The organism is Sphingobium sp. D43FB, assembly GCF_002312805.1.
In the GTDB taxonomy this organism is placed as follows: domain Bacteria; phylum Pseudomonadota; class Alphaproteobacteria; order Sphingomonadales; family Sphingomonadaceae; genus Sphingobium.
This window is the reverse complement of the sequence record NZ_NMUA01000021.1, coordinates 64,219-78,198: the sequence shown is the minus strand read 5'-3', so window position 1 is coordinate 78,198 and position 13,980 is coordinate 64,219. Positions and strand designations below refer to the sequence as shown.

The following is a 13,980-nucleotide window of genomic DNA, read 5'->3' as shown; positions in this document are numbered from 1 at the left end:
GCTGCCAAAATGGCTCGACCACTATAATCGCGTGCATCCGCATCGCGCTCTCGGCTACAGATCGCCAAGAGAGTTTATCGAACGTTCAACCCGTGAGGAACTGTCCGGCCTTTAGGGGGCAACAACACCAGGTCGCACTAAATTGCTGCGTTGCAGTCGCCAGCGAAAGCCAGCACCGTTTCACTGCGTCTTAGAAGGATGCAAACTCGTCGCGCCTCGCGCCGACATCCGCCATGGCGGTGGCTCCTGTCGTGAGCGATCGCGACGCATTTTGCGGGTGTTCGTTACGCATTTTGGTCTGCCTCGGCGTAACGCCCCTTTGCGGTGCACCGCCGATGCGGAACTTAGCGGCCTGTTCCGACAGCGTAGTGACTTCCAAGGTCAGGTTGCGGGCCGCAGCGGAGGTTTGCTCGACCATCGCCGCATTTTGCTGTGTCGCCTGGTCCATCGCACCGACTGCACTACTGACCTCGGTGATCGCTCTCGATTGCGCGTGATTGTCGTCCGCGATTCCGGCAAGCAATGTATGCACCCCGCCGACATCCGCCGAAATGGCTGACAAGGCACCGTCGACCCGCTGCACGCGTTCGACCGCGGTGCTGATGTCGGCCTGCGTCGCGGTCAGCTGAACGCGCGCGCGTCCGGCCTCTTCCTCGGCGCGCATGGCCAGCGCGGACACCAGATCGGCGACCACAGCGAACCCGCGTCCTGCGTCGCCGGCGCGCCCGGCTTCGACCGCGGCGTTCATTGCCAGCACGCGTGTCTGGAAGGCGATCTTGTCGAGCCCCTCGATCACGCTGTCGATGCCCTTGGCGCTTTCGCTGACCCGGGTCATCGCCTGGACCGCTTCCTCGGCGATCGCGCGTCCGCCAGCGACCGTGGTGATCGCGCCGTCCGCGCGCTCGACGGTCTGTCCCGCGGCAACCGCAGTCGCCTTCAGTCGTTGGTCCATCTGCGTAATCGCGGCTGCGGTTTGCTCAAGGCTGGCGGCATTGCCCTCGGTACGCCGCGCTAAGTCCTCGCTGGCCTGCGCTATCTCCTGCGATCCGGTGCGGATCATCATCGTGCCCTGCGCCACCGATCCGATCAACCCGCGCAGGCTATGAACCGCGCTGTTGAAATTGTCCTTGAGCCCGGCAAACGGTGCCTGAAGATCGGCGACAACCTCGGCGGTAAGGTCACCCTGCGCCAGCGCGGTGAGGCCGGTGCCCAGGCTGTCGACGATCAGCGCGGCCTGGGCCTGTTTGGAGGCCTCCGCCGCCTGGAGCTGGTTGCGGAACGCCAGCATCGCCTTCGCCATGTCGCCCAGTTCGTCGCGGCGATCCGCGCCCGTTACCTCAGCGGCAAGGTTGCCCGCGCCGAGCGCGCGCATCGTACCGGCGAGGACGACGATCGGCTGCACGACCCGGCGCTGTGAGAGAACCACGAAGGCCCATATCCCCGCGATGCCGATTGCCAGCGTGACGACGAGCAGGATCATCGCGATCGTGCCGATCCGCGCTGCACTTTCAGCGGATTGCTTTGAGTTCGCCTCGATCGCCTCCGACGCTGCGCCCATCGACTCCTCGAGCACGCGGAACTGGTCGAAGAACCCCGGCAGCATTGCGCGCGCGGCGACCGGGTCGCGCCCGACGCTATCGATGACCTGTGTGGCGGAACGGACATAGGCTTCCATCGGCGCCTCGAGCTTGGAGGTCACTGCGGCGACCTCGGCGTCGCCGGTATAGGCTGAATCGGCCGCGATCCCCTCGCGCAGCGCGACGAGATGCTCGCGGAAATCATTCTGAATCTCGTCGGGCTTGATCGCGCTGCCCGGTTCCGCCGCCTGGAACGTGGCGAGCACGTCGCTGCGAATGGCGTCGTGCATCATGTCCGCGCCCAGATGGTTGGCGAGCAGCGCCGTCGCCTCGGTCTGGCGATGCAGCGCGGCGGTCTGCATCCACGCCGCGCCGATGCCACTCGCGCCGCATAGCAGCATCAGTCCGAACAGGACAGCGCCTGCCATCCGGATCGCTCTGGATAGCGAGATCGCATCGCTGGGACTGGACATCGTCATCGGCATGTTTTGCTCACCTGTTCCGCACTGGGGCACAATTCCAATCCTATAATAGGCGGAACGGAGGTGGTCGGAGGTAATTCGTGAAGATTATAACAGCGCCTCGATTTGCAGGGCTCACGCTTTTGCTGTCCGCCGCTTGGTCCTTCCCAGCGTCGGGCCAATCCGTGTCTACCGAAGCGGCACCCGAACCCCCGGCACGTGCCATCACGATTGCGGGTCGCTATGTCCTGGATCTCATGGGGAACGTCGCCGGGGGCGATGCACGGGGCGCCCGCGTGCTCGGCAATATCGAGGTGACTGCAGATGGCGACCTCGACCGGCTGGTCGGCTGGCGCGGCGCGCGCGCGCATGTGCATCTGCTGAGCAACCATGGGGGATCGATCAACGCGCTGGCGGGGACGTTGCAGGGTGTCGATAATATCGAAGTCGCCGACGGCCGCACAAAGCTGTACGATGCTTGGATCGAACAGGATATTGCTGGCGGCCGTGCCGCGCTGCTGGTCGGTCTGTCCGATCTGAACGTGGATTTCTACCAGAATGACTCGGCCGGGTTGCTGATCGCGCCAGCGTTCGGCATTGGCTCGGAACTGGCGTCGACGGGCCCCAATGGGCCCTCGATCTTTCCCTCGACCGCGTTGACGATGCGGCTGAACGTGGCGATCGCCAACTCAGGCTATGTTCGCGCTGCCGTCGTGAATGCACGAGCGGGTGTTCTGGGCGATACATCGGGGATCGATTTCGGGATGCGCGACGGCGCGCTCCTGATCGCCGAGGCAGGCACGCGCATCAACGGCAAGCTGGCGGTCGGCGCCTGGCACTATACGCGGCAGCAGGACGACTTGTATGCGCGCGACGCCAACGGTGATCCCGTCAAGCGGACTGCGATCGGTGCCTATGTCCTGATCGACCAGCGCGTGTCTGGCGACGACAGCCGAGGTGTCGATCTGTTCTTCCGCGCAGGCGTGTCGGACGGAAAGACGACGCCGTTTCGCGGCGGGTTCCAGGCCGGATTGCTCGCCCGCGGGCTGGTTCCAGGGCGACCGGACGGAATGTTTTCAGTGGGCGTTGCGCAGGGTCTGCTGTCGCGCGGGTTCCGCCGATCGATACGCGATTCGGGTGATCGCGCCGATGCAGCCGAAACGGGGGTGGAAATCACCTACCAGGACCGCTTGGCACCGTTCCTGTCGGTTCAGCCCGACATGCAATATGTCCGCCGCGCCTTCGCCGAGGGCGGGTCTCGGTCCTCGTTCATACTCGGCCTGCGGTTGATCGCGGAATGGCCGGTTCGCTGACCAGCCTGCCGCCAACAGCTTCAAGCGCATCAGTGTCTTGCCCCAATTCTCCTGCCACCGCTGGCATTTATGGCGTGATGGACTAAAGTAGGCGCGGCCCCACATTATCGGGGATCAAGGGCGGTTGCCGACACGAGGATGAACATGCGCTATCTCTTGGCCGCGGCCGCCCTGGGCTTGGGCCAACCCTGTTTCGCCCAGACGGAAGGGCCGCAGCCAGAACCATTCGCGGGCCGACCGTCAGACCGAAGCGAAGCAGGGTGGAGCGTGACGATCGGCCTGGCACCGGTTCTGAGCCCCGCGTGGCAAGGGTCGCGAGACATGGCTTTGTCGATTTTCCCCGACCTGCGGGTCAATTATCAGGACGTGATCTTTGCTTCGATCCCCGAAGGATTGGGATGGAACGCCGTCAACACCAACGGGTGGAAGGCTGGTCCGCTGGCCAAGGTCCGCTTCGGGCGTGATGAAGATCGCGGAGGATCGCCTTTTCTGATCACGGGCGGAAGCGACGGGCTGCGCGGCATGGGCAATGTCGCGGCTGCTGCCGAATTGGGCGGCTTCGTTGAAAAACGCATCGGCCCCTGGCGCGGCCGTTTGGAAGTCCGCCGCGGTTTTGGCGGACATGAGGCCGTGATAGCGGACGGGGCGATATCGTATCAGACGCGCAGCGGACGCACGATCATCAATGTCGGTCCGCGCGCCACGGTCGTCAGCAAACCCTATATGGATAGCTATTTCGGCATCGATCCGATTCAGTCGCAGCGATCCGGGCTTGGTGCCTATTCGCCAAAGGGCGGCTTGCTGTCTTATGGTGTCGTTGGTTCGGCGCTTCGCCCGCTGAACCGGCAAAGCGCCATCACCCTGTTTACCAGCCTCGATCGATTAGGGAGCGAGGCCGGTCATTCGCCGCTCGTCCGCGAGCGCGGGCGGAGAGTGCAGTTCACATTGGGCATCGGTTACGGCTTCCGCTTCAACCTTTGACGGTACCAATTTTCTCACACCGTCGGCACGGTTCCGCCATCGATGACATATTCCGTTCCGGTAATGGTGCCCGCCCGGTCGGACGCGAGGAAAGCGATCAGGCTGGCGACCTCTTGCGGTGTCGATGGCCTTCCGATCGGAATCCCGCCGAGCGAGTCCATGATCATCTTCTTGCCCTGCGCGATGTCGCCGCCATGCTCGGCCGCGAGTCGGGTTGCCAGTTCGACGGCCGATTCCGTTTCGATCCAGCCCGGCGACACCCGCACCACCCGGACGCCCTGGGGCGACACTTGTTTGGACAGGCTCTTGCTATAGGTGGAAAGCGCTGCCTTGGCGGCGGCGTAGGCGGTGGTCGCTTCCGGCAGGGGCAATTCGCGCTGGATGGAGGTGACATGGATCACCACGCCACTGCCGCGGGACAGCATGTCAGGCAGCAGCGCGCGATCGAGCCGGACGGCGGGCATGAGGTTGAGGTCCAGGGCGTTGCGCCATTCTGCATCGCTCAGCGCTTCAAATCCCCCGGCTGGCGCGGAAGACCCGCCCAGCATGTGAACGATGATGTCCACCCCGCCCAGCCGATCGCGCACCGCGCTTGCCAATTCGTTGCAGCCTTCGGCCGTGGTAAGATCAGCAGCAACGAACAGCGCATCCGGGCTGCCCGAAGGCGGGGTGCGCGCCGTCGTGAGAACCTGCGCGCCGAGTTCGCGGAACAGGCCGACCGTCGCCGCGCCCGCGCCACGGGTGCCGGACGTGATCAGCGCGCGCTTCCCCTGCAAGGTCAGAAAAGGCGTCATGCGGTGGGTTCCAATCGGCGAGATATTTGAAAGTTAGCGGGCCTGATCCGGCGATGACCCGCGCTCATGGGATGATTTCAAGGGCAGCGATCTTGTCGCCGTCGAGCGTGAAAAAATAGCGCAGGTCGAGCGGGCTACCGGGGAAGTCGCCTTCGAGATGGCTGGTCACGACCGTCCGCGCGCCATCAGTGGCGATGGCGAACGGCTCTACCGTATAGCGGTAGGTGGTGGAGGATTGCGCCTTCCAGTCCCGGATGGCGTCCTTCCCGCTATGCGTCTTGCCTTCGTCTTTCACCACGGCGTCGTCGGTGAAGCAATGCGCTACCACATGGCCGTCCTTGTTGGCATCGGCCGCGAAATAGGCGGCGATGGGCGGGGGCAGTTGAACCGTCATATCTGGCTTCCTTCCATGCGTTCCGACCTGTCCAGGATAGCAAAGGGGCGGATGATCCGTGTCACCGGCCGCCGTGCATCCAGGGTTGGATCCTGTCACCCAAGTTAGCGGTAGACGCGCGCCATGATAATCGGGATAGATCGGGATGCGCTGTTACGAAAAGCGGGATAATGATGCGGCATGGTCTGATCGAACTCGACGCGGTAATCGCGATCGCGCGCAGGGGGGCCTTCCGGGCGGCGGCGATCGATCTGGGCGTCTCCACCACCGCCCTGAGCAACGCCATCGGGAAGCTCGAACGGCAGCTTGGCGTGCGCTTGTTCAACCGCACCACCCGCAGCGTTTCGCTGACCGATGCGGGACGCGATTTTGTCGGCAAGGTCGGCCCGGCGCTGCAGGATATTCATGAGGCGATGGATGCCGCCCGGTCGCAGCAGGCAACGCCCTCAGGCACGTTGCGCATCAACGCCTTTGCGACGGCCGCGCGGGAGATATTCTCGCCCCTGTTGCTGCACTATCTTCGCCGCTATCCGCAGGTCCATATCGATCTCGTCACGGAAGGGCGGCTCGTCGATATCGTGGCGGATGGATTTGATGCGGGCATTCGCACGGCCGACCTGGTGCCGAGCGACATGATCGCTATTCCGCTCGGTCTGTATCGACGCTATGCCGTCGTTGCGTCACCCGCCTATCTGGCGGCGCATGGGACGCCGCTGGTCCCGCCGGATCTCCTCGCGCATCCATGTCTGCGTGTCCGACTGCCCAACGGCAGCCTGTTTCGCTGGCAATTCGAAAAGGCGGGGCAAGCGGTGCAGATCGATGTCGATGGCCCGATGACGCTGGACGAGGCCAGCCTCGCGCGCATGGCGGTGCTGGACGACGTCGGAATCGGCTTCCTCATGGAGTCCGACATTCGCGAGGACATGAAGGCGGGCCGTCTGGTCCGTGTCCTGGAAGACTGGACGCCGCCGCTCGCGCCGCTGTGCCTCTATTATCCCAACCGACGAAACCCATCCGCCGCCTTCAAGGCCTTCATCGACCTCGCCCGCGATTTCGCCGCGTCGGCAACTTATGTTTCGTGAACATCTGTAATGCCGAGCCAGTCCAATATTTCATCGCGATGTTCATCCAGTCGGGGCGGCATTTGGCCCTCCTGCGCGCCTGGCGTCAGGCGAAAACCGGCACCTGGCGCGCGGATCGCGCCATCCGGCCCGCCGAGGCCATCGAACGACAATAAGGCGTCCGGCCGCGCCAGGGCTGCGGCTTCGTCCACGCGGCGGACCATGCCGCAGGGGATGCCTGCCGCGCTCATGCCCGCTTCCCAATCGGCGGCGTCGCGGGTGGCGATGACCGTTTCCAACTCCGCCTTCATGGCGTCGAAATTCGCGCGTCGCGCCTCCGGCGTGGCAAAGAGCGGATTGCGCAACCAGTCCTCGCGGCCGGTGAAGCGGGCGAGGGCGGCGAACTGGTTGGGCTGCACGACGCCCAGCGACACTTGGCGGCCGTCCCTTGCCGTGAACAGCGATGCGGTCGGCAAGCCGCTATAGCCGGTATTGCCCATGCGCGTCATCGCGCGCCCCGTCACCAGGAAGGGCGTCACCGCCGATGTCATGAACGCCAGGCTGGCGTCGAACATGGACACGTCGATGAAACTGCCGCCGTCACCCTGCATGCGCCGGATCAGCGCAGAGAGGATGGCGAAGGCGGCAGTCTGGCCGGTCAAGGTATCGACGATGGGAAAGCCGACCCGGACAGGCGGATCGCCCTCTTCGCCGCTCAGCATCATCATGCCGCTGGTAGCCTGAACGATATTGTCGATCGCGGGCCAGTCCCGTTGCGGGCTGTCCTGCCCATAGCCCGATACTGAGCAGAAGATGATGTCCGGGTTCAACGCGCGGACGGCATCATAGCCAAGCCCCAGACGATCGATCACACCGGGCCGGAAATTTTCGAGCAGGACGTCGCAGCGCGACACGATACCCTGGGCGATCGCAAGATCGTCGGCTTGTTTCAGATCAAGGGCGATCGATTTCTTTCCCGCATTGGCGGCGATGAACGCTGGGGACATGCCCTCGAACCGTGGATCGACATTGTAGGACCGGAAGCTGTCGCCCTGCGGCGGCTCGATCTTGATCACCTCCGCCCCCATCAGACGCAAAAGATGCGAGGCGTAGGGACCGGCCATGACATGGCTGAAATCGGCGATGCGGATGCCCGCGAGCGGCTTGTTCATGGTTGCTCCGGGAATTGCTTGCGGATGATGGACCAACTGGGGTCTTGGCAAAGGGTGCAGTCTGCACCAACGAACATCGCGGCGGCACCGGCATCCTGCTTCAATTGCCAGTCGAGCCACCCGACAGCGACCCGACCATAATCCCCGCCATTGACGAGCGAAAATGTGCCGCCATGCCCCGTATCCTTGTTCGCGTAGAAGACGGGGACATGCGATAGTCGCGCCACATCGTCGCTCCCATTGGAGTAGGCGATGTCGGATGGCCCGCCCAATATATAGGCAACGGGCGTATGCAGCTTTTTCAAATCATCCTTGGTGATCCAGACACCGCTCAGACCGCCGCCGGGCCGGTTATAGACCCCGCTGTTGAATGCGACGACCGTGTCGATCCTCGGATCAGCGCCTGCGGCCAGCGCCTGCAATCCGCCGCAGCTATGCCCCATCACCGCAATGCGCTGTGCATCGACATGATCGCGATGGATGCCCTGTGTCGCCCAGTCGATCGCCGCCAACATCTGGCTCACCTGCGTTTCGTCGGCCTTGGCCGGTGGCGGCCCCGCAGGTGCGGGCGCATCATCCTCGTTCGGCAAGGCTGTCAGCGGCGGCTGTTCTTCGCGTGGGGCGCCATTGGCGATCACGATATAGCCGTGACTGGCGATTTCGCGCAGGAAATGGCTGGCCGACAGGCCATTGTCGCGGCAGCCGCCATTGCCCCACAGGACCAACGGCAATCGTTCGCGTGGCCATGTGGCGGGACGGTACAGCGTATAGCCGGGCGTGTCGGCAAAGCCTTCCGCGACCGCAGGCCATCGCCCCGTGCCAGCCGGATCGCCGATCCGGCGCGCGACCTTGTCCTGCGTTGGCTGCGCCGATGCGGTGCCGACGATCATCATTGCCATGGCCGCGATCACGATCAAAGGCGTCATATTTTCCCTCCGCACTGTATATCGTCGCGCCCGCGTACTGCTGCGCGCGCCGTTCGGAACGCCTGCATCCCGTCGATGCCAAACCGCGACAGGCTGCGGGCATTGCCTTCGGAATCGCGCAGATACAGCGCGTCGAAGCGCGCCTGTTCCTGTGCGGACATGCCGGAGATCGTCACCTTCTGCGCCTTGGCTTCCTCCAGCCCCTTGACCAGCGCCGCATGGATTTCACGCGACAGCGCATCCTCCCACACTGCTTGCGACTGCGTCAGGATCGCCCGCTCCGCCTCGCTCAGCCGGTTCCATCGTGTCAGCCCTATCGCCCGCGCCGGATAGGCACCCCGCGGGATGGCGAGATTGTTATAATGGCTGGCCACTTCCGCGAAATGCAGCGATTTGAACGTGTCGCCCGGCGCGATCACGCCGTCGATCACCCCCTTGGCCATCGCCGAATAAACATCCGCCATCGGCATGTTGACCGGGTCCGCGCCCAGCGACTCCAGCACCGTGAGCAATTCGGTGGGCGCGCGCAGCCGCAGCCCGCGCAGGTCGGCCAGATTGCGCACCTGCCGGTCGGTCGTGACGATCCCGGCGAGCGAGCCGCCCTGGACCGCTAGCACCTTTAGCCCGTGCAATTCATGGCCGATCTGCGGGTTGGCCGCGGCGATGCAGCGATAGAGTTTCAACTGCGAGTCGATGCTGTCCGCTCCGCTGTAGAAACCGGTCTGGATGCGGATCAGATGGGTGCCGCCGCGCACATAGATGGGCGTGATGAGGCCGACATCGGCCACGCCATGGCGCAATTCCTCCATCGACATGTCCGACGACAGCAGCGCGCCCGACCAGATCGGACGAATGCGGATGCGCCCTTGTGACTTCTGTTCGACAAATTCCATCCATGCCTTGTCCGCCTTGCTGAACGGATGGTTCGGGCTGTAGGGCGTCGCATAAGTCAGTTCCGTCACACCGGGCGGTAGCGGCCGGGCGCAGGCCGTCATCAGGCACAGCGGCACCAACAGGGACAGCAGCGCGCGGAGCGTCATGCCAGCCCCCTTGCTGCCAGAAAGTCGGCAACCATCGCGACCATCGCGTCATGGTTCCAATTGGCCGCATCCACCATGTCCGCGTCGATCGCCAGCACCGGCACGCCCGCCGCTTCCAGTGAAAGCGCCGTCAGTTTCGTGCCCGATTGCGACAGGCGGTTGTCGGGCGGCAGCAGGATGACGCAGGCATCGATGCCGCACCGTTCCGCCTCGCTGGTCATCCACCCGTTCATCCATGGCGGCAGATGCAGCACTTCGTTCATCGAACAGATGCGGCTGGCCAGCGCATCCATCGGCTGGCCCTGCAACTCGCGAATATATTGTGGCCCGGCAAAGGGCATATACATCGACCAGACGAAGACCGCGCCCAGTCGCTCTTCCAGCGCCTGATAAAAGCCCGGATCATGCCACACGCCCGCACCGATCCACATCAGCCTTATGCGTTCATTGTCGGCCGCACCCGCGCCGCTCGCCACCCGTTCCATGACTTCGTCGCGAAAGCGCCTGGCGTGGGCGACGGCCCAGTCCGACCCGCGATGCCATTGCGGAATCATCGTATTGGGCATTTGTTCGGCGATCGACACCGGGCAGGGGCGCGCGCTGCCGATCGCCTGCGCGGCTTCCCAGATATAGCCTTCCTGTTCGTTGATCCGCTCCATCAGGTGATGCAGCTTCGCCTCGTCGAACCGGCGGCCAGTGCGATTTTCCAACAAGCTGATGAGATCGCGCATTTCCGCGACCATCAGCGCGATGCGATCCGGCTCATAGACCCGCCGCCACGCGCTGCGACTATGCTGGAACCAATGGGCCTCCTTATGCTCCCATGCCGGCGCTTCCATCGGGAAAAATTCGCTGCCCAGCGCCTGTGCCCATTGGCCAAAGACATGCTGGATGCAGTCGCAGGTCAGGCGTGCGACCAGCACGGTTGGCTTGGGCAATCCGCCCCAGGGCGCGGTCTTGGGATCATTCGCCAGCGTGCAGGCGAGGCCAAGCGAGCAATATTTGCAGCTGTTTTCAGGATAGCCATGCCGCGCCATCACGTCGAAATAATGGCCGGACAATTGTTTGGCGGAGATATAGGCCGACCACCATTGGTTGGTGATGATGGGGATGTCCATCACATGGAAAATCTCGTGCGGCGTGTCGGCCTGGACGATGGCGAAGGGTTCGCCTTCGTCCACGACCCGCCGTTTGAGGTCCGCGCCAAATTGCTTCTGATACGCGCTGGCGACGGCGGTGCAGGCCAGATCCTTGCGGCTGCGCTGGCCGGTGGCGCGCGGGGCTATTATGTCGTTCATTGAAAAACTCCTGCCGCTTCCAGTTCGGCGATGCGCGCATCATCAAGCCCGCACAGGGTCCGGGCGATGGCATGGGCATGCTCGCCCATGCCAGGCGCGCGGAAGGGTGCGAACCTGTCGCGGGAAAGGGATATGGGGGTCGCGATATGGCCGAACGGTCCCAGGATCGGGTGATCGAGCGTCACCAGCGCGCCGCGTCCGGCCAATTGCGGATCATGATCGATCATATCCTCGCAATCCTGCACCACGCCGCAGGCGATACCGGCCGCTTGAAGGGTAGAGGCGATGGCATGGTCCTCGCGCTGCGCGGTCCATGTCGCGACATCGGGGCCGGTCATAGCGTGCAGGCGCGCACGATCGTCTTCATCGAACAGGCTGATCGCGACCCAGCGGTCTTCGCCGCGTGCCGGAAACACATCCTGGAAGAAGACGCCCGGATCGGCGTTGCCCGACCGTTGCGATCGCTCGCCACGCCGCGCGGCGGACAGGCTATCGCGCATCTGCTGCACGCAGATTTCATACATGGATGCGTCGATATGCGCGCCACGTCCCGTTTCGCGCCGATGCTGGAGCGCGGCCGCCACGGCCCCTGCCATCACGAACGGCACGATCACATCGCCATAGGGCACAGCGCCGGGTATCACCGGGTCGCGCGTCGGATAGCCGGTCAGGAAGGTGCGCCCCGACAACGCGCCACCCGTGCCATCGACGCCCCATTCCTGCGCCAGCGGCCCGGTCTGCCCGAACACGCTGCCCGACACCATCACGATGCCCGGATTGCGTTGGCAAAGCGCGTCATAGTCCAGCCCCAGTTTCTTCATCGTGCCCGGCGAGAAATTCTCGACCACCACGTCCGCCCAGTCGATCAGCGGATCAATGAGTTCGCGCGCCTCCGGCTTCTTCATATTGAGCGACAGGCTGCGCTTGGACGAGTTGAGATGGGCGAACCAGGGCTTGTCGTCCCAATTGCCGGGCTGCGATGCGGACACCTGCACATCCAAACGGGCGAGGTCCGGGCGCGTGCGGCTTTCGATCTTCACGATCTCTGCGCCCAGGTCGCCCAGCGTCTTGGTCGTGATCGACCCGACCAGTGCCCAGGCGAAATCCAGCACCTTCACGCCCGCCAATGGCCCCGGCCGATCGCCCGTATGAACGGCAGGCGCGGTAACCGCCGAACCTGCGCGGATTGCGGCAAATCGTTCCGGCAGGCCCGATGGCGTGTCGAAAAAGCCGCGCGCGGCGAGATGCCGGTCTGCCAGCACATCGGCCGGTTCGTTCGCGACACAGGCATTGATCCCCCGCCGCAGCCCTTCGGTCGCGATCTCCGCCTTGGTGCGCGACCGGAAGAAGGCGTCGATGGCCGCTTCCCACACCACGCGCGTGTCGGCGGGCAGGGTGGAACGATTGTAGCTGAGCCAATCGGTGCCGTGCAGCGGATTGGGCGCTCCGACGGCATCCATCCAGTCGGACAGAGCCTGATTGGCGGGCGCACCCAGTCGCCCGGTCATCAGCGAATGGAAACACCATCCATCGGCCAGCCGCCAGATCGCGCGCACCGTCGCTTGGCCATAGGCAAGCGCGCCGCCCACCCGTTTCAATTTGCGCCGATCGAATTGCCAGCACAATATCCCGTTGAAATTACGGCTGAAGGCTACCTGCTGGATGGATATGTCGACATGCTGCCCCTTGCCATGCGTGCCGCGTGCATAATGGGCGGCCATCGCACCACTCGCCGCGACCATGTCCGCATGGAAGGTGCAGGCATCGCCCGCTTCCTTGACCGGCGGCAGGTCGGGTTCACCCGTCACCCACAGCGCCCCGCCCATGGCCGACGCGACGAACTCGCCACCCTTCCAGCCGGATCGCGGCCCGCCCGACCCGAAGGTGGTGACCGAGACATGCACAGCCGTCTCCGGTATCGCGACGTCTTTCAGGCTTTCCAAGCCCAAGTCGTCGATGACGAAGGACGCGCCTTCGACCGGTCCGCCCAGTTCAGCGCCCAGCGACGCCAGGAAGCGCGCTAGCGGGCGGTCCGCCATGCCGCCCAATGTGGCGACGCGATGGCCTGCAAGCGGGGTCATGCCTTTAACTCCTTCAAAAATTTCGTAATATCCTCTGCCACCCCATCGTTCGCGCGCCAGTCGCGGCGGGTGAGGATGAGCGTCGGTATATTGGCGTCGGCCAGTGCGTCACGCTGCGCGGGCAAGTGCCAGATGCGTGCCTCATCCTCTTCCGCGAACCATAACAGGACCGCCGATGCGCGGACCTGCCGCGCTTGCGCCGATAGGGCGTCGGCATGATCGCGAAAGGCCCGGCTGCCTTGCGCGGCCTCATGCAACTGGCGTGCGATCGCGGCACATGGATCGCCGCTGCCTTCCTCCACGCGAAGGTCGCTGGGATTCTGCCAGCTTTGCGCCAGCGTCGGTCCGGCCGCGCGCCATCCGGCCGCCTCAATCATCGCATGGATGCGGGCATCGGGCGGCGGTGTGCCCCCCAGCAGGCACAATGGCGCGTCGCCACAGACTTGCGGCGCGGCAAGCCGCAGCGCGTTGGTCGCCACGATCCCTTGCTCCAGCGCGTCATCGTCGATGCCGAGGCGTTCGGCCAGTCGTCTGATCGCCTTGCCCATATGCGCGACGCTGCTGGCGCGCTGGATCGTGGCCGTGTCGAAGATCATCGGTTCGGGACCAGCAATCTCGCCCCGCTGCCGCAATTCGCAGATATAATAATAGAGCCGCTGCGCTGCATCGTCACCGCGCGAGAAGAGCACCGCGTCCAGCCCATCCAGCGCGCCATCCGACCAATCCTGCAGGATGGACCGCGTCCAGAGCGGAAATTTGCTTTCCAGCCAGCGATCCGCCGCCGGAAAGGGCCGATCGACATTCCATCCCACCGGGCCGGAACAGGCGCCCGTGGCGGTCAGCACATCTTGCGGTAGGTCGGGGCCGACATAGGCAATCATG

13 protein-coding genes are annotated in these 13,980 nt (G+C 64.3%); 4 read left to right on the top strand and 9 right to left on the bottom strand.

Features of this window, described 5'->3' with window-relative positions:
- On the top strand, nucleotides 1–115 hold a 115-nt coding region (locus SxD43FB_RS24845), incomplete at its 5' end, for an integrase core domain-containing protein (protein ID WP_141249483.1).
- A gap of 75 nt (nucleotides 116–190) precedes the next feature.
- Here the strand turns inward: SxD43FB_RS24845 and SxD43FB_RS16735 are convergent.
- Complete coding sequence (locus SxD43FB_RS16735) at nucleotides 191–2,062, bottom strand: methyl-accepting chemotaxis protein (protein WP_096063164.1); 1,872 nt, start codon at nucleotides 2,060–2,062, stop codon at nucleotides 191–193.
- A 161-nt stretch (nucleotides 2,063–2,223) separates the two neighbouring features.
- Here SxD43FB_RS16735 and SxD43FB_RS16730 point away from each other — a divergent pair, with 161 nt between their 5' ends.
- Together SxD43FB_RS16730 and SxD43FB_RS16725 are read left to right on the top strand one after the other, a co-directional pair.
- Nucleotides 2,224–3,351 carry a carbohydrate porin gene (locus SxD43FB_RS16730; protein ID WP_255245772.1) on the top strand — a complete coding sequence of 376 codons (1,128 nt, stop codon included), beginning with the start codon at nucleotides 2,224–2,226 and terminating at the stop codon, nucleotides 3,349–3,351.
- A 138-nt stretch (nucleotides 3,352–3,489) separates the two neighbouring features.
- The gene (locus SxD43FB_RS16725) at nucleotides 3,490–4,332 is read left to right on the top strand and encodes a MipA/OmpV family protein (RefSeq protein WP_096063163.1); all 843 of its coding nucleotides are present in this window, start codon (nucleotides 3,490–3,492) and stop codon (nucleotides 4,330–4,332) included.
- 14 nt (nucleotides 4,333–4,346) lie between these two features.
- Here SxD43FB_RS16725 and SxD43FB_RS16720 read toward each other — a convergent pair whose 3' ends face one another.
- Both SxD43FB_RS16720 and SxD43FB_RS16715 read right to left on the bottom strand, forming a co-directional pair.
- Complete coding sequence (locus SxD43FB_RS16720) at nucleotides 4,347–5,126, bottom strand: SDR family oxidoreductase (protein ID WP_096063162.1); 780 nt, start codon at nucleotides 5,124–5,126, stop codon at nucleotides 4,347–4,349.
- 64 nt (nucleotides 5,127–5,190) lie between these two features.
- Complete coding sequence (locus SxD43FB_RS16715) at nucleotides 5,191–5,520, bottom strand: nuclear transport factor 2 family protein (RefSeq protein ID WP_037475601.1); 330 nt, start codon at nucleotides 5,518–5,520, stop codon at nucleotides 5,191–5,193.
- A gap of 170 nt (nucleotides 5,521–5,690) precedes the next feature.
- Here SxD43FB_RS16715 and SxD43FB_RS16710 point away from each other — a divergent pair, with 170 nt between their 5' ends.
- Nucleotides 5,691–6,602, top strand: coding sequence for a LysR family transcriptional regulator (locus tag SxD43FB_RS16710; RefSeq protein ID WP_096063161.1), 912 nt, complete (start codon nucleotides 5,691–5,693; stop codon nucleotides 6,600–6,602).
- Here SxD43FB_RS16710 and SxD43FB_RS16705 read toward each other — a convergent pair.
- From SxD43FB_RS16705 to SxD43FB_RS16680, 6 genes are read right to left on the bottom strand one after another with little or no spacing between them, the layout of a single operon-like run.
- Complete coding sequence (locus SxD43FB_RS16705; RefSeq protein ID WP_096063160.1) at nucleotides 6,590–7,753, bottom strand: CoA transferase; 1,164 nt, start codon at nucleotides 7,751–7,753, stop codon at nucleotides 6,590–6,592. The two genes, SxD43FB_RS16710 and SxD43FB_RS16705, sit on opposite strands and share 13 nt — an antisense overlap.
- On the bottom strand, nucleotides 7,750–8,679 hold the full coding sequence (locus SxD43FB_RS16700) for an alpha/beta hydrolase fold domain-containing protein (protein ID WP_096063159.1): 930 nt from the start codon (nucleotides 8,677–8,679) through the stop codon (nucleotides 7,750–7,752). Before SxD43FB_RS16700 ends, SxD43FB_RS16705 begins: the two co-directional genes overlap by 4 nt.
- Nucleotides 8,676–9,719, bottom strand: coding sequence for a TRAP transporter substrate-binding protein DctP (gene dctP, locus SxD43FB_RS16695; protein ID WP_096063158.1), 1,044 nt, complete (start codon nucleotides 9,717–9,719; stop codon nucleotides 8,676–8,678). The genes SxD43FB_RS16700 and dctP overlap by 4 nt, the downstream gene beginning before the upstream one ends.
- Nucleotides 9,716–11,017, bottom strand: a complete 1,302-nt coding sequence (locus tag SxD43FB_RS16690) for a 2-hydroxyacyl-CoA dehydratase family protein (protein WP_096063157.1) — start codon at nucleotides 11,015–11,017, stop codon at nucleotides 9,716–9,718. The genes dctP and SxD43FB_RS16690 overlap by 4 nt, the downstream gene beginning before the upstream one ends.
- The gene (locus SxD43FB_RS16685) at nucleotides 11,014–13,098 is read right to left on the bottom strand and encodes a CoA transferase (RefSeq protein ID WP_141249529.1); all 2,085 of its coding nucleotides are present in this window, start codon (nucleotides 13,096–13,098) and stop codon (nucleotides 11,014–11,016) included. Before SxD43FB_RS16685 ends, SxD43FB_RS16690 begins: the two co-directional genes overlap by 4 nt.
- Nucleotides 13,095–13,979, bottom strand: coding sequence for a hypothetical protein (locus SxD43FB_RS16680; protein WP_255245770.1), 885 nt, complete (start codon nucleotides 13,977–13,979; stop codon nucleotides 13,095–13,097). The genes SxD43FB_RS16685 and SxD43FB_RS16680 overlap by 4 nt, the downstream gene beginning before the upstream one ends.
- Nucleotide 13,980: the final 1 nt, after the last annotated feature.